We start from the raw sequence: 14,845 nt of genomic DNA on the forward strand, positions 1-14,845 counted from the left end.
TAGTGCACTATGCTTCGGCTCCGCTCAGCTTGACAATCGTTGTTATTATACGCCTCGACCCGCGTTGATTTTGTCGGTTACTTTGAGCAGCGCATTGCCCAGCCGGTAGCTGAAACCTTCTACTTCCCGCGATTTTCCGCCGTATTCGAAGATCAGTTTGTGGGCCATTTCATCATAGGTCCATTTCCCGCTTTCGGTATTTTGCGTGAAGTTTTGCTCCACATTGCAGTTACTTGGGTGGCTGTTTGTTGCGTTTTTATCACAACAGATTTGCATGCCGAAAAAAGCAAGGGAAGCAGAAGCGGCGATCAGTAGCAGGAAGTTTTTTTGAATCAGCCGGTGGTTGCCGGAAAAGTAGTACGCAGACGATGCATTAAGAGTAGATGATTTTACATTCATGGCTAACGGATTTGAGTAGAATTCTAAATTATACCTGATACAAAAATGCGCCTCAAATCGCTTTCGCGGCAATGGAAAATGTTTAATCCGTGTATTTAGGTATCTGAATCGTAGAATAACAAAGTTAAATCGTAACCGGTACTAGCCGATTTTCGTCAAAAAAGCCTTGATATTATCCCGGTAGCCCCTCGTCCACTTGATTTTATCTCCCGATGACAGGTGAATAATGTACTCGCCATTGAAGTAAGTTTCCAGCTCCGTAATGTAGTTCATGTTCACAATATTGGACCGGCCCACGCGGATCATCACCGAAGGGTCCAGCCGTCCTTCCAGGCTTCCCAAGCTGTCGTAGATCGTGTAAACTTTCTGCTGGACGGTGTACACCGAAATGTAGTTGCCGTCGGCCGAAAAGTGCGTAACGTCGTCGGTTTTCACCGGATACATTTTACCTGCTTCTTTAACCAAAATACGGTGGAGAAATGCAGGCTCTTTTCCTCGCGGATCTTTTAATAGACTGTTAACCAGCTCCTCAATCCTTGGCTGGGCCTTCTGGCTGAGCCGCTCCTTTACCCGGCCCAGCGACTGGTGAAAACGTATTTCATCAAAAGGTTTAAGCAGGTAATCAATGGCATTGACCTCGAATGCACGCAATGCGTACTGGTCGTAGGCGGTGGTAAAAACCACGAAAGGCTGGTGGTGCGGCCATACCTCTCTTAATACTTCGAAACCGTCAAGCTCGGGCATTTGTATGTCCAGGAAAATAATGTCTGGCCGGTGTTGCAGGATTTTAACCACGGCCTCGGTACCATTGGAAGCCTCGTCGGTGACTTCCATCGAATGATCGTGTTTCAGAAAAGTCCGTATCACTTCCCTCGCCAGTATCTCGTCATCTATTATAAGACTGGTATGCTTCATCGTCTGTTCTGATTTTTTTGGGTTCGCCTTGAAAATGTATGGTGACGTAAGTACCTCCTTCGGAAGGCTGGTCGAAAATAAATTGTGCATGTTCACCATAGGCCTGTCTGAGCCGTAGTACGGTGTTTTTTAAGCCTAATCCCATTCCTTTTGAAATTTTACGCTGATTGGCACCAGTACCGTTATCAAATATGACAATCCGTAATCCTGCCGTGCTCATTTCCGCCGTAATCCTGATCAATGCGTTGGTGGTGACGTCAGAAATGCCATGGGTGACCGAATTCTCAACCAATGGTTGGAGGATAAGCTGCGGTACCGGGTACAGTTCAGCCGCCGGGTCGATCTTGTATTCCACATTGAGCCTGTCCTGAAACCGGATCTGCTGAATGTCCAGATACTGGCGCGTCAGCATCAGCTCTTCCCGCAAAGGAATGAAATCCGACTGCTGATTGACGAGTACACTTCGCAAAAGATCGCTTAATGTTGTGATCATCAGCGTGGCTTTCCGGATATCATTTTTGAGCATTAAACTTACAACCGCGTGCAGTGTATTGAACAAAAAATGCGGATTAAGCTGCATTTTCAATGATTGAAGCTGCGCATTGGCAAGTTGGCCGCGCAGCTGTTCATTGCTGATCTCGGTTTCAAAATGCTGCTGTTTAAGCTCCTGGTACCGGTAGATGTAGGAAACCTTGTTGAACCCCACGACCAGCAGCATATATTGTCCGAAACTTCCTGTGTAAGCCGTGAAGAAAGAAAAGAGGTAACTCTCAAACGGAAGATTTTTACCGATCACAAAAAACATCAGGGGATTGGTAATGTACCAGTGAAAGGTGTTGATGAGGATATTCAAAAACGTCACGATCAGCAAGTGGTACAGGACCGGTTTGAGCAGCGTGCTTTGCCGTACCTTGAAAGCAATGGGGATTTTCAGGGATGCGTAGAGCACCAGCGGCGTGGTCGACCACCAGAACAGGCCGTCGAGCAGCCAGATGAAAAGCTCGTGACTGCGCATGGCCACACCTTGCTGCAGAAGCCATAGCATCGTAAACTGGCCAAGCGTGATGACGGCAAAAATGCCCCAGTAAAAAAATGAATAACGCCAGAATTCCGTCACAGTAAGCGGTAATTTCGATTGGTCAAGAAGACGCCTAACAAATGTCATGAGGGCATTGAGTTGTTATCGGGTGATGTAGGATTGCCAGTATTACAAATTTAAGCAGCTGTTGCCCGCTTTTTTACTGTGTTTACGCGAATGGAAAGATTGCTTATCCGAAAGTCATTTTCACGACATGATCCGTGAAAAATAGACTTTATCACGAATTAAATTGTAAGGCAGCTTTGCAGTCGGCTATCAGCGGTCGGCAATCATCCAAAATTTGGTTTCGCACATTAATCTGAAAGCCGAGAGCCGACTGCCGAAAGCACTACAAAAGAAATCATGATAATGTCTAATGCTTCTTTTTCTAATATGTTTATTTTTGGAAAAAATATAAGAAAAAAATTGTTGTAAAATTTTGTTGTTTAATCGTTTAAGTCTACATTGGGACACTATTTTTCCTTAAATAAGAATTAGTATAAAATATTGAAGAGTTTTATTTTATACCAGTCAGTACCTCCTCGGAATTCAAGTAGTTTTTTCAGTCGGTAAATCAATTGCCATCAAACCTAATATTCATTTTTCTGATCAATTAACATTTTGACTTTTGCTTAATCGGTTAAACAGAAAATTTTAGAATCGAGTTGTCCGAAAATGGGACTGGTTTGTTCTGTTTGGTTATTCACCAGCCGCAGTACCTCGGCTAGTGTGATTATTTTTGATTACGTATATCAATCATCGTTCGATGCATATGCGGCGTAAAGAGCTTCTATTGCCTTTGGTGTTTTCTTACTTCAATTTAATCAATGTATGATGGGAAAATATTTTACGATTACGGCGTTGCTGCTATTATGCTTGTGGTGCGGTTCCAGCATCGCTCAAAGCAGCAGGATTACCGGTAAGGTTACCGGCCAGGACAAAGAGCCTCTGCCAGGGGTTAATATCCTGATTAGTGGTTCTTCGCAAGGCACAGTGACGGATGCTGACGGCAAGTTCGCCATAGATGTACCCGTTAACGCAAGCCTGGTTTTTTCGTTTATAGGAATACCTTTAACAAGAAGATTATCAACCTTGGTGTGGTGGGACAAGAAATAAACCTTTAATCATTTTTTTATTTACCAAAACAGATATGAGCAATTCTGGATTTAGCCGTCGTGATACGATGAAAGCATTGGGCCTCAGCGGTTCAGCAGGATTATTGGGCTTGTTTGGCGGGATGTCCGACGCGAAAGCTAGGGACTCCAAGGAGACGCCGGCCTATACCAAAGCCATGAAACCGGTGACGATCAAAAGCGTGCGGGCGATAGCCACTGCGCCACAGGGTTCCAACCTGATCGTCGTGAAAGTGGAAACTTCCGAGCCAGGTCTGTACGGGCTGGGCTGTGCTACGTTCACACAACGGGCCGCCGTGGTACTGGTCGCGATCAACACTTATCTCAACGAATTTTGCACCGGTCGGGACGTCGATAACATTGAGGATATCTGGCACGGGGCTTATGTCAGTTCCTACTGGCGCAATGGGCCAGTGCTCAATAATGCCCTCAGCGGTCTGGATCAGGCACTTTGGGACATTAAAGGCAAGCGCGCGGGTATGCCGCTGTATCAGCTGCTGGGAGGAAAAGTACGTTTCGCAGTACCCTGCTATACCCACGCCAATGGTAACACGCCCGAGGCGACCGTGGAAAGTGTGAAGAGCATCATGGAGCGCGGGTTTAAATACATTCGAATCCAGCAAGGTGGCTATGGCGCAGTAGGAAGTACGGCGGAGCTGCCGGATTTCAAAAAGGAGAATTTCGGAGGGCCCACGGATAATTTTATGAATGAAAACACCTATCTCAAAGCCATCCCCAAGCTATTCGAAGCAGTCAGGAAAAGCTGTGGGGAGGAGATTGAGCTGCTGCACGACATTCACGAGCGCGTACAGCCGATGAATGCGATCAATATGATCAAGAAGTTGGAAGACTATAATCCGTTCTTTATCGAAGATCCTTTCTCGCCTGAGAACATGAAATGGTTTAAGCTGCTGAGACAGAGCACTACTGTACCATTGGCTATGGGAGAGCTTTTCAACAATGTCAATGAGTTTGTAGAGCCAATGGTAAATCAATGGTTCGACTTCATCCGCATCCACGTTTCCCAGATCGGGGGTGTGACCCCGGCAATGAAAGTAGCCAGGTTAGGGGAATGGTTTAATGTAAAAACGGCCTGGCACGGCCCGGGCGACGTCTCACCCGTCGGCCACTCCGCGCATGCGCACATTGATTTGGCTGTCTGGAATTTTGGTATTCAGGAAGCGGTGCAGTTCAATGACAAAACGCTGGAAGTGTTCTCTGGCTGCCCAACAATGAAAAACGGGTACATGTCCGTCAACGAAGTACCGGGAATCGGGGTGGATATCAATGAGAAAGAAGCTGCCAAATACCCAATCACAACAAAATCAAACTGGCAAGTAAGAAAGTTCGACGGAACGTTGATACGCCCATGATGGACCCGATGATCCGATAACCCAGGGACCCAGGGCTTAAGCCCTGGGCTGGCTGGGGCCATCCCATCGACGGGGCCATCCATACACCATAACCCAGGGCTTAAGCCCTGGGCTAGAAACATGAAAAAAACATCCCTAAAAGACATCGCAGAAAAAGCAGGCGTTTCTACGGCACTGGTATCGTATGTCCTCAACGGGAAGGAAAAAGAGACCAGGGTTGGTGAGGCTATTGCTCATAAGATCAGAGAGATAGCGAAGGAAATGAACTACCAGCCGAATCATCTGGCCAAGAGCCTGAGAAGCGGGAAAACACATACCATCGGGCTTATCATCGCGGATATTTCGAACCCGTTTTTTGCCAATATCGCGCGGGTTGTCGAAGACGAAGCAAAACGAAATGGATATACCGTCATCATAGGAAGCTGTGATGAAAATGCTGACAAATCGTGGGACCTGCTGAATGTGCTCATCAACCGGCAGGTCGACGGTTTCATCATCGTTTCCTGCGAAGGTTCCGAAAACCAGATCCATTACCTGAAAGAAAGAAACATTCCATTTGTGCTGCTGGACCGGCATTTTCCCGATATCCAGACTGATTTTGTAGCCACCAACAATTACAAGGCTTCTTACGATGCCGGTATCCATCTCATAAAAGGGGGGTATACCAATATAGCTTTAATGGCTTATAAATCAGATATGTACCATATGGAAGAACGTATTCGGGGGTACAAGCATGCGTTGCAGGACAAGCAGATCGAATTTCAGAACAGCTGGCTGAAAGAGGTACAGTTTGAAAGCATGGACCAGGAAGTAAAAACTGCTATTGACGAGATCCTTTCGCTGGATCACAAGGTGGAGGCACTCATTTTTGCAACCTACGGTCTGGCAATCAATGGTTTGAAATACGTCAATGAGCTGCGCCTGAAAGTGCCTTCCGACCTGGCGATCGTCAGTTTTGGTCAGGCAGAGGTTTTCGATCTGTACTATTGTCCGATCACCTACATGCAGCAGCCCTTGGAAATGCTGGGCAAGACGGCGGTAGAATATTTGTTGAAAAAACTCAAAAACCCCGACGAAGGAATGAAGCAGATTTTAATGGAAGCCAAGCTGATTGCAAGGGATTCGTCTTTCGCCAAATCGGCCTGGCTGAAATAATTTTTGCCGACAATGCTTAATTAATGCACAGATGGTTGCAAGAGCCCAAGCAGCCAATCAGTTTCTAAAAAAAGCAACCAAGACCAGAACAAATGCCCCGGAGGGGCAGCCTGTTTCTAGAAAAATAATAATGACACATTAACAACAACATGCCCCAGCGGGGCTACCTGTTTGTACAAAACGACAAAAACGATGCAAAGGAGAAATTTTATAAAATCGGCGATACTAGGCTCCACAGCCATTGCAGCAGGTTTCCCGCTGATCAAGGCGGAGGCGGCTTCTAAAATGAAGATCACCAAGATCCGCTACTATGCTGCCCCAGGTTATAACAAACCATTGTTTAACCAGGCACGTGGTATCGTCGAGATCGAAACGGACGGTGGGATTATCGGGATAGGAGAGGGCGGCTCCAAAGACATGATCGAGCAATGTGCCCAGATGATGATCGGCGAAGATCCGTTTCGCATTGAGCACATCTGGCAAAACGTATACCGCGGCATGTTCTATCCGCCCGGTCGTGAGAAACTGCATGCCCTGGGCGCATTGGAAATGGCATTATGGGATATTAAAGGCAAAGCATTGAATGTGCCGGTTTATGAGCTGCTGGGCGGTGCTACCCGCGATTATGTAGAATGTTATGCAACCGGTTTTCGGGCATCGAAGGCCAAAACTGAGGAAGAAAGAGCGAGGGATTGCATTGAAGCCGGACTGAGAGCATATCGCATTGGACCAACCGGAGGCAATGGTGACGAACCGTTTGACTTTTATGATAATGTCAAAAAAACCATCGAATTCTGTAAGAGAATCGACACAGCTGTTGGCGGAGGCGGAAAGTGGGCCATTGACCTGCATACCCGCTTCGATCTGACCGACGGGTTGAAGATATGCACGGCACTCGAACCCCTGGAACCGTATTTCGTGGAAGACATTGTCCGCTCAGAGAACCCGGCCGTTTACAAAACAATAAGGGCCATGACCAAAGTACCCATAGCAGTGGGGGAGCAGTTCGGAGATCGCTGGGATACCAACGAATTCATTGAAAACCGCTGGATTGACTATACCCGGTTTACATTGCCAAACACGGGTGGTATCAGCGAGTTCAAGAAGATTGCGTCCATGTGCGAGACACATTATGTAGGCATGATCCCACATTTCACGGGCCCGCTGTCGACAGCGACATTGGTACATGTACTGGGGTCCAGTAGTCCCGCACGGGCATTGATGGAACTGGGAGGCGGTGAACCGGAACGTCCGCCGTACTTTAATGAGGATTATATCAATTTCAAAAATGGCAAGCTGTATCTCAACGACGCACCGGGACTGGGAGTGAAATTCGATCCTAAGAAAGCAACGTTTGTGATGGAAGTGAAAGAGAAGACTAAGTTTCCTCATCCGATATTGAAAGCACCTGATGGCTCGATCCATAACTGGTGAAAAAGCGAGACTTGGCAAGTCTTGTAGACTTACCAAGTCTTTTTCATTATACTCCTAAATCCTTATCATATGAAATCAAAACAATCCGGCGTTTCGCGAAGGAATGCGATTCAATCCGCACTGGGCATTGCTGCTACGAGTACATTGCTTTTATCCAAAGCCTCCTATGCCGCCGCTCCTGAGCCTTTTCGCGAGTACGGTAAAGTGAAGATCACCAAACGTGATCCGGGACGTCCCGACAAAGGTCCTGCGAATGCATTCCTGGCGGATGTGTACCTGACGATGGCAGGCTGGTACATTGAGGGCAATATCGTGACATCCAGCATTTCGCTGCCGCAGGTCAGGATGCGCTATAAACCGATCACGAAGGCGAATTATTGGTTTCGGCTGCCTTACACGGATACTTCAATCAACCCGAATTTGAATTAAATGAAATTTCTTCCATTTCTAATGCTGGCATTCCTGTTGTGCGGGCCAAGACTTGCCAAGTCTCCAAGACTTGGTAAGTCTGACGGCCCGGACCAGGACTGGCCGGTGTACGGCGGCAACAATGCCGGAAACCGGTATTCTTCTCTAAATCAAATCAACAAAGACAATGTAAAGAACCTGCGACTGGCCTGGACTTTCGATACCGGTGAAAATAGCAATCCCGCAGAAAGAGGAATGGACATACAATGCCAGCCGATTATTGTCAATGGCATGATGTACGGTACCACACCGCGCCTGAAAGTATTCGCGCTAGAAGCTGCAACGGGTAAGGAACTCTGGAAATTTGACCCGTTTGAGGGAAAAAGGCCAAAGTTTCATCCGGTACGCGGTGTTACTTACTGGTCGGAGGGAAATGATAAACGCATTCTGTTCACAGCAGGCGCCACTTTGTACGCAATCAATGCTGAGAATGGACAGTTGGTCAAAGATTTTGGTAAAAATGGTGAAGTTGATTTTCACGACGGCCTCGGCGATCAGGAAACTTACGGATATGACATTAATCAATTCAATATCCGAAATACTACGCCAGGGGTCGTTTTCAAAAATCTGTTCATTACCGGTTCGTCTGTGTCCGAGGGGGGCGATGCATTGCCTGGCCACATACGCGCTTTTGATGTGCGTACAGGAAAGGTAGTGTGGGTGTTCAGAACGATACCGTTGCCAGGGGAATACGGGTACAATACCTGGGCTAAGGATTCTTACAAAAAACTCGGTGGGGCCAATTGTTGGGCAGGAATGGTACTGGATGAAAATCGCGGAACCGTGTTTTTCGGAACCGGCTCACCCTCAGTGGATTTTTATGGTGGTGCAAGAAAGGGTGCCAATCTTTTTGCCAACTGCGTCATAGCACTCAATGCGCAAACCGGCAAGCGGATCTGGCATTTTCAGACGGTACACCACGATCTGTGGGACCGGGATATTCCTTGTCCGCCAAATTTGATCACGGTAAAGCATAAAGGGAAAATGGTCGATGCGGTGGCGCAGGCTACCAAGGATGGTTACATTTTTGTGTTTGACCGTGATACCGGCAAACCGCTTTTTACGGTGAAAGAAGTACCCGCACCTGTGGCCGGAGCACTACCAGGGGAACAACCATGGCCTACGCAGCCCGTACCTTCAAAACCTGCACCTTTCGCCAACCAGACTTTGACAGAAGCCGACATTACTACCCGCACACCAGAGGCACACGCCTACGTACTGGACCGATTTACCAAAAGTAATAAAGGGCCGAAAAACCAGCCTCCGAGCCGGGAAGGCAATTTGCTCTACGGCATAGGAGGCGGAGCGGAATGGGGCGGTACAGCGGCTGGTCCCGATGGTATTATGTATGTCAATGGCAATAATATGCTTTGGTGGCTCAAAATGAGGGATGCAAGGGAAAAGGGCGATGGTCAGGTATTGTCAAGAGGAGCTGGTTTGTTTAATACTAATTGCGCCACCTGCCACGCCACGGATACCAAAAACGCTACTGCTTCTGCAAGCACGCAGGCTTACCCGGTTTTAAAGGATATTGGTAAAAAAATGAACCGCGGGCAAATTGGCGCATTGCTCGAAACCGGCCGTGGACGAATGCCTTCTTTTCAGCACATGGTGAAGGAAGACAGGGCGGCGATCATTAACTTTCTGCTGAATATGGAAGCCAAACCTGCTCCCAATGACATTCACGCGCAGTCTCAGCAAGTAGCCGAAAAAAAGAACGCCAGTTTTCCTTTTGCGCCGCCATATGTTAACAATGGTAATGTGCAGTTTCGCGATCAGGAGAACTATCCGGCGATCAAACCTCCCTGGGGTACATTGAACGCCGTCGACCTGAATACAGGGGAGTATCTCTGGAAGGTGACATTGGGCGAATATCCGGAAATGACCAAACAGGGAATTCCGTCGACAGGTACCGAAAATCACGGAGGGCCGATTGTAACTGCTGGCGGACTGCTGTTCATTGCGGCTACTTATGATGAAAAACTCCGTGCTTTTGACATTAAAACCGGGAAAGTAGTGTGGGAGTACAAGCTTCCCGCCGGAGGATTTGCGACACCGGTGACTTATATGGTCAATGGAAAGCAATATATTGCCATTGCAGCGGGAGGAACACGATATGGATTGAAATCGGGGGGTACTTATATCGCATTTGCGTTGCCGTGAGAGACGTAACAAGACTTGGTAAGTCTGGGCGACCCCGTCTTGCAGACTTGGTAAGTCTCTAGCCAAAAAACCTGACAAAATGGAAAAATACTTGCTGTGCTGCAACTGGGTGAGGACGTCTTTCTGGTTGTGGTTGGTCAACAAGAAGGATCAGGAGTTAATAGGTTACGTATTTTTAGATAAAAGGCAAAACGCCACGTTTGTGAGCGGGCTGCTGATCGGCTCGGAAATATGCCATCCGACAAGGGAAAACGATTCTCAATCGGTATTATGTTGCCAAAATAGCCTTTACAGGTTATATAAAGTCGCGATTGAAACATTGAATCTACCCGGAAGGGCGTTAATCGTTCCCGCCGCGACGGTGGACAGGGCTGCAACAGCCGGGAAGATTAAAATATTTGAACATCAGAATTTAACATTGAACAAAACCAATTTATGAGTGAGCGTACATTTTCCCGTGAATTATTTGAAAAAGCACCGCTGGTCGGCATTATCAGAAATGTGTCTCCCGACGATGTAAAACATATTTTGCCTATTTACCGCGAGGTGGGGCTTACTACGATTGAGATCACCATGAACACGCCAGGGGCAGCCGATATTATTCGTTATGCACTTGAAAATGAAGGTGAAGGGCTCAACATTGGTGCGGGAACGGTCTGTACCAAAGACGACCTGGAAATCGCGCTGAACGCTGGTGCGCAATTTATCGTCACACCCATTATCAATAAAAAAGTCATCAAATCTTGCGTCAAAAAGGGTATTCCTGTCTTTCCGGGTGCATTTACGCCAACTGAAATTTACAACGCGTGGACATTGGGAGCGACGATGGTCAAAATTTACCCGGCTACCTCACTGGGCCCTGAATATATCAAAGATCTGAAAGCACCGATGAGGCAGCTTAAATTGCTTCCTACCGGTGGCGTGGGGCTGGAAAATATGTCGGCTTTTTTGAAAGCAGGGGCGGATGGTCTCGGTATCGGCGGGCAGCTTTTTGATAAAAAATTGATTCATGACAAAAACTGGGACGGATTGCGGGAACACTTCCGGCAATTCGTACAAAAACTCTCCGTGTAATGGGTACTACCAAAAATTATCGCTGGATCATTGTGGTCTTGCTTTTTACAGCTACGACCATTAATTACCTCGATAGGCAGATTATCGGCCTTCTGAAGCCCATTCTCGAAAAGGAATTTGTGTGGACAGAAACCGATTTTGCACGCATCGTGATGGCTTTCACGGCGGCTTATGCAATTGGTTTGCTGCTTTTCGGCTGGCTGATTGACAAGATCGGAACTAAACTGGGCTACTCCATTACCATTGTGTTTTGGAGCATTGCGGGCATGTTGCATGCTGTGGCGCGCAGTGCGTTTGGTTTTGGTCTGGCGCGGGTCGGACTGGGGCTGGGCGAGGCTGGTAACTATCCGGCGGCCGTAAAAACGGTGGCGGAATGGTTTCCCAAAAAAGAACGTGCACTGGCGACCGGTCTTTTCAACGCTGGAACCAGCATTGGCGTCGTTGTGGCTTTGCTGCTCGTACCCTGGATACTCAGTCATTATGGCTGGCAGGAAGTGTTTTGGATCACCGGGGCACTGGGGTTTGTCTGGCTGATTTTCTGGCTGATTTTTTATGACATTCCGGCCCAGCAGAAGCGGCTCAGCCGAGAAGAGCTGGATCACATTATCAGCGGACAAGAGCAGGACGAAAACGAAGCGGAAAAGCAGCCTGTACAATGGATTAAGCTTTTTACATTCCCGCAAACCTGGGCTTACATTACCGGGAAAGGCCTTATCGACCCAATTTACTGGTTTTTCCTGTTCTGGCTGCCATCTTATTTTGCATCTACATTTAATCTGGATCTTAAAAAGCCAAGTCTGGAACTGATGCTGATTTACACTGCGACTACAGTGGGCAGCATTGGCGGAGGCTACCTGTCTTCGTGGCTGATCAAAAAAGGATGGCCGACATTGAAGGCACGGAAAACGGTTTTGCTGGCCTTTGCGTTTCTGGAATTATCGGTCATTATGATACAATTTGCGACAGGCGTATGGGTGGCAGTAGGGCTAATCAGTCTGGCAGTGGCACTGCACCAGGCATGGGCGACCAATGTTTTTACATTACCTTCGGATTTGTTTCCAAAACAGGCTGTGAGTTCGGTAGTGGGTATTGGAGGCATGGCTGGTGCGGTAGGAGGCATCCTTTTCCCGATCCTGATCGGCGATTTGTTGGATACCTACAAAGCGGCAGGTAACATTCAGGCTGGGTATAACATCATTTTCACGATCTGCGGCTGTACCTATCTGGTGGCCTGGCTGATCATTCATTTGTTAACCAAGACGGCGAAGGTTGTGGAACTAGACGAGTTAAGATAAAAACCATTATTGACACCACATTTCATCAATATGATCAACATAATCCGAACTGATTCAGACAACAACGATTTCATTACACTAGTCAAATCCCTTGACGCCTATCTGGCCATCACCGACGGCGAGGATCACGCATTTTACTCCCAGTATAACAAGCTGGATAAGATCAGGCATGTCGTGATACTTTACGAAGACGGAACTCCCATTGGTTGCGGGGCAATCAAAGCTTATGGGCCGGATGCTATGGAAGTGAAACGAATGTATGTAGCTCCTGAGGGAAGGAATAGGGGTATTGCGTCCCAAATACTCACTGAACTGGAAAAGTGGGCAGCTGAATTAGGATATACGCGCTGCATTCTCGAAACCGGCAAAAGGCAAACCGAAGCAGTCGCACTTTATAAAAAGAACAACTATCAGGTTACCGCCAATTACGGCCAGTATGAAGGCGTGGAGAATAGTGTTTGTTTTGAAAAAGTGCTGAAATAAGGTACCGGGGATATTACGCTGTTTATTTCTTTTTTATGGAGGTTACTTGTATGAATGGCGGTACTGCGACTAATGTTGGCCCCATGAAGCACGCGGATTTGAAATCGCCGCTAAGTATGTAATCACGGCTCAATATTTCGCCGATCTTTTCGCTTTTTTGCCAGCTCGAATCTATTTCACAGGCAGACGCCCAAATTTTGAAGGCAGTGTCTTTCGTATCGAACAATATAAAACCACCGTGGCCCAGGTAGCTTGCCTCTGCATTTTCCAAATGCTTGTAGGCATGTCCTTCACAACCACAGTCAGGTGCCGGATCTTTCCTGTTGCACGACAACGCAAACGCTAGCGCCGTGATGGTTAAGTAGGGCAGGAGTTTGGAAAAAAGAGTCATTGGTTTTATCTCTGATGGTTACATGAGCTAGGATGCTGTTGCCGAGGGAATGGTTGGAATAGCTGAACTTCGATGCTAACAGCTTTTCAAAAATGTCTTGACAAAGTGCCACATTATAACGTGTATTAAATAGCTTTGCGTACCAAGCATATCTAAATTAATGGAACCAGTAGAACGTGCGGTCTTGCTTAAACGGGAGTTAGATGCTCTTCTGCCAATCAGCCGGGAACAGGAACTGAGAATTATGCAAAAGTTCCGCCTTGATTGGAATTATCACTCCAATCGAATCGAAGGTAATTCCCTAACTTATGGCGAGACTAAGGCGTTGATTATGTTTGGATTAACTGCCCAAGGTAAGCCGCTGAAAGATCATATTGAAATTGAAGGGCATAATGAAGCCATCGAATGGATACTGGATATTGTCAAAGGCGACTATCCGTTGAATGAGTCCTTTATCCGGGAAATCCATACTTTGCTATTGAAAGAATCTTATACCGTCGATGCCATTACGGCAGAAGGGTTACCTACAAAAAAGCGGGTTGAGATCGGAAAATACAAGAGTCAACCGAATCATGTGCTCACCAACACCGGTGAAATTTTCAGATTTGCTACACCGGAAGAAACTCCCGCTATGATGGGGGATCTGATTGAATGGTACCGAGAAAAGATTAGCCAGGAAGATTTAAATCCCGTGTTGCTGGCAGCTGAATTTCACTATAAATTCACTCGTATTCATCCTTTTGATGATGGCAACGGCCGGACTGCAAGGATCTTAATGAATTTTATTTTAATGCGATACCAGTTTCCGCCGGTGATTATTAAGACGGAAGAAAAGAACCAATATTTTTCAGCATTGAGGCAGGCAGATAGTGGAATTTTTATGCCATTTCTTGATTTCAGTGCTAATAATCTGGCTCAGTCGGTTGACTTGATGATCAGGGGAGCGAAAGGAGAAAGTATTGAGGAGGAAGATGATTTTGATAAGGAATTGGCGTTGTTGGAACGAAGGTTGTCTACTCAAAGTAAAGAGCTTAAGAAGTCTGTTGAATTATTGCACTTATTGTACGACAACTCAATAATTCCGCTCTTCCAGAAGTTTCATGCTGGCGCTGAGAAATTCGACGGATTTTATGTTGCCTCAAAGCATTATTTTAGGTCCAGCGAATTTATAGGAAACTTTAATAGTGCTGCGATTTTGAAATTCAAGCAGCAAATTTCGATAGCAATAACTGAATTTAAAGTTATTTCGTCTTACAAAACATTTATCCATTCTGAATACGGAATTTTTAATTTTTTGTCAAAAATCGAGGTGATGCTTGGGCCAGATAATTATATCGTCAAATCTTATGGGGGTTCTATGAGTTTTGAGAAAAGCTACGGTGAGCAATTAAGTGAAAAGGAGATAGCTGATCTGGTGAAATCTGAATTAACGAGGCATAAGGATTTCATTGAGAGCAAAACGAAGAAGACAAGCTGATTAACGT

The 14,845-nt window shown here is 46.6% G+C and carries 15 protein-coding genes; 11 read left to right on the top strand and 4 right to left on the bottom strand.

Annotation, left to right across the window (positions count from 1 at the left end; translation table 11 throughout):
• Window positions 1-45 precede the first annotated feature (45 nt).
• From ON006_RS09575 to ON006_RS09585, 3 genes are all read right to left on the bottom strand, one after another.
• Complete coding sequence (locus ON006_RS09575; protein ID WP_244824267.1) at window positions 46-399, bottom strand: hypothetical protein; 354 nt, start codon at window positions 397-399, stop codon at window positions 46-48.
• Between the two features lie 141 nt (window positions 400-540).
• Window positions 541-1,314, bottom strand: a complete 774-nt coding sequence (locus tag ON006_RS09580; RefSeq protein WP_244824268.1) for a LytR/AlgR family response regulator transcription factor — start codon at window positions 1,312-1,314, stop codon at window positions 541-543.
• Window positions 1,286-2,479: a sensor histidine kinase gene (locus ON006_RS09585; protein ID WP_244824269.1), complete on the bottom strand. Its 1,194-nt coding sequence runs from the start codon at window positions 2,477-2,479 to the stop codon at window positions 1,286-1,288. The genes ON006_RS09580 and ON006_RS09585 overlap by 29 nt, the downstream gene beginning before the upstream one ends.
• Before the next feature lie 744 nt (window positions 2,480-3,223).
• Between ON006_RS09585 and ON006_RS09590 the strand changes: the two genes are divergently transcribed.
• From ON006_RS09590 to ON006_RS09635, 10 genes are all read left to right on the top strand, one after another.
• Entirely contained in the window at window positions 3,224-3,508 is a 285-nt protein-coding gene (locus ON006_RS09590) for a carboxypeptidase-like regulatory domain-containing protein (RefSeq protein ID WP_244824270.1), read from the top strand.
• Window positions 3,509-3,542: 34 nt separating this feature from the next.
• Window positions 3,543-4,898, top strand: coding sequence for an enolase C-terminal domain-like protein (locus ON006_RS09595; RefSeq protein WP_244824271.1), 1,356 nt, complete (start codon window positions 3,543-3,545; stop codon window positions 4,896-4,898).
• Window positions 4,899-5,018: 120 nt separating this feature from the next.
• Window positions 5,019-6,053, top strand: a complete 1,035-nt coding sequence (locus ON006_RS09600; RefSeq protein WP_244824272.1) for a LacI family DNA-binding transcriptional regulator — start codon at window positions 5,019-5,021, stop codon at window positions 6,051-6,053.
• Window positions 6,054-6,245: 192 nt separating this feature from the next.
• The gene (locus tag ON006_RS09605; protein WP_244824273.1) at window positions 6,246-7,487 is read left to right on the top strand and encodes a mandelate racemase/muconate lactonizing enzyme family protein; all 1,242 of its coding nucleotides are present in this window, start codon (window positions 6,246-6,248) and stop codon (window positions 7,485-7,487) included.
• Window positions 7,488-7,556: 69 nt separating this feature from the next.
• The gene (locus tag ON006_RS32480; protein ID WP_244824274.1) at window positions 7,557-7,916 is read left to right on the top strand and encodes a hypothetical protein; all 360 of its coding nucleotides are present in this window, start codon (window positions 7,557-7,559) and stop codon (window positions 7,914-7,916) included.
• Complete coding sequence (locus ON006_RS09615) at window positions 7,917-10,118, top strand: outer membrane protein assembly factor BamB family protein (RefSeq protein ID WP_244824275.1); 2,202 nt, start codon at window positions 7,917-7,919, stop codon at window positions 10,116-10,118.
• A 79-nt stretch (window positions 10,119-10,197) separates the two neighbouring features.
• The gene (locus tag ON006_RS09620; RefSeq protein WP_244824276.1) at window positions 10,198-10,557 is read left to right on the top strand and encodes a 2-dehydro-3-deoxygalactonokinase; all 360 of its coding nucleotides are present in this window, start codon (window positions 10,198-10,200) and stop codon (window positions 10,555-10,557) included.
• Window positions 10,554-11,192, top strand: a complete 639-nt coding sequence (locus ON006_RS09625) for a bifunctional 4-hydroxy-2-oxoglutarate aldolase/2-dehydro-3-deoxy-phosphogluconate aldolase (RefSeq protein ID WP_244824277.1) — start codon at window positions 10,554-10,556, stop codon at window positions 11,190-11,192. Before ON006_RS09620 ends, ON006_RS09625 begins: the two co-directional genes overlap by 4 nt.
• A complete protein-coding gene (locus tag ON006_RS09630) occupies window positions 11,192-12,487 on the top strand; it encodes an MFS transporter (protein WP_244824278.1) in 1,296 nt (431 codons plus the stop codon). The genes ON006_RS09625 and ON006_RS09630 overlap by 1 nt, the downstream gene beginning before the upstream one ends.
• A gap of 30 nt (window positions 12,488-12,517) precedes the next feature.
• Window positions 12,518-12,970 carry a GNAT family N-acetyltransferase gene (locus ON006_RS09635; RefSeq protein WP_244824279.1) on the top strand — a complete coding sequence of 151 codons (453 nt, stop codon included), beginning with the start codon at window positions 12,518-12,520 and terminating at the stop codon, window positions 12,968-12,970.
• Window positions 12,971-12,992: 22 nt separating this feature from the next.
• Here ON006_RS09635 and ON006_RS09640 read toward each other — a convergent pair whose 3' ends face one another.
• Window positions 12,993-13,361 carry a hypothetical protein gene (locus ON006_RS09640; RefSeq protein ID WP_244824280.1) on the bottom strand — a complete coding sequence of 123 codons (369 nt, stop codon included), beginning with the start codon at window positions 13,359-13,361 and terminating at the stop codon, window positions 12,993-12,995.
• A gap of 160 nt (window positions 13,362-13,521) precedes the next feature.
• Between ON006_RS09640 and ON006_RS09645 the strand changes: the two genes are divergently transcribed.
• The gene (locus ON006_RS09645; protein ID WP_244824281.1) at window positions 13,522-14,838 is read left to right on the top strand and encodes a Fic family protein; all 1,317 of its coding nucleotides are present in this window, start codon (window positions 13,522-13,524) and stop codon (window positions 14,836-14,838) included.
• Window positions 14,839-14,845 lie beyond the last annotated feature (7 nt).

Origin of the sequence: Dyadobacter pollutisoli (assembly GCF_026625565.1) — a bacterium.
Lineage (GTDB): Bacteria > Bacteroidota > Bacteroidia > Cytophagales > Spirosomataceae > Dyadobacter > Dyadobacter pollutisoli.

Bases quoted from the DNA above. Each gene is read 5' to 3' on its own strand.
- ON006_RS09575 (WP_244824267.1), bottom strand. From the start codon at position 399: ATGAATGTAAAATCATCTACTCTTAATGCATCGTCTGCGTACTACTTT.
- ON006_RS09580 (WP_244824268.1), bottom strand. From the start codon at position 1,314: ATGAAGCATACCAGTCTTATAATAGATGACGAGATACTGGCGAGGGAA.
- ON006_RS09585 (WP_244824269.1), bottom strand. From the start codon at position 2,479: ATGACATTTGTTAGGCGTCTTCTTGACCAATCGAAATTACCGCTTACT.
- ON006_RS09590 (WP_244824270.1), top strand. From the start codon at position 3,224: ATGATGGGAAAATATTTTACGATTACGGCGTTGCTGCTATTATGCTTG.
- ON006_RS09595 (WP_244824271.1), top strand. From the start codon at position 3,543: ATGAGCAATTCTGGATTTAGCCGTCGTGATACGATGAAAGCATTGGGC.
- ON006_RS09600 (WP_244824272.1), top strand. From the start codon at position 5,019: ATGAAAAAAACATCCCTAAAAGACATCGCAGAAAAAGCAGGCGTTTCT.
- ON006_RS09605 (WP_244824273.1), top strand. From the start codon at position 6,246: ATGCAAAGGAGAAATTTTATAAAATCGGCGATACTAGGCTCCACAGCC.
- ON006_RS32480 (WP_244824274.1), top strand. From the start codon at position 7,557: ATGAAATCAAAACAATCCGGCGTTTCGCGAAGGAATGCGATTCAATCC.
- ON006_RS09615 (WP_244824275.1), top strand. From the start codon at position 7,917: ATGAAATTTCTTCCATTTCTAATGCTGGCATTCCTGTTGTGCGGGCCA.
- ON006_RS09620 (WP_244824276.1), top strand. From the start codon at position 10,198: ATGGAAAAATACTTGCTGTGCTGCAACTGGGTGAGGACGTCTTTCTGG.
- ON006_RS09625 (WP_244824277.1), top strand. From the start codon at position 10,554: ATGAGTGAGCGTACATTTTCCCGTGAATTATTTGAAAAAGCACCGCTG.
- ON006_RS09630 (WP_244824278.1), top strand. From the start codon at position 11,192: ATGGGTACTACCAAAAATTATCGCTGGATCATTGTGGTCTTGCTTTTT.
- ON006_RS09635 (WP_244824279.1), top strand. From the start codon at position 12,518: ATGATCAACATAATCCGAACTGATTCAGACAACAACGATTTCATTACA.
- ON006_RS09640 (WP_244824280.1), bottom strand. From the start codon at position 13,361: ATGACTCTTTTTTCCAAACTCCTGCCCTACTTAACCATCACGGCGCTA.
- ON006_RS09645 (WP_244824281.1), top strand. From the start codon at position 13,522: ATGGAACCAGTAGAACGTGCGGTCTTGCTTAAACGGGAGTTAGATGCT.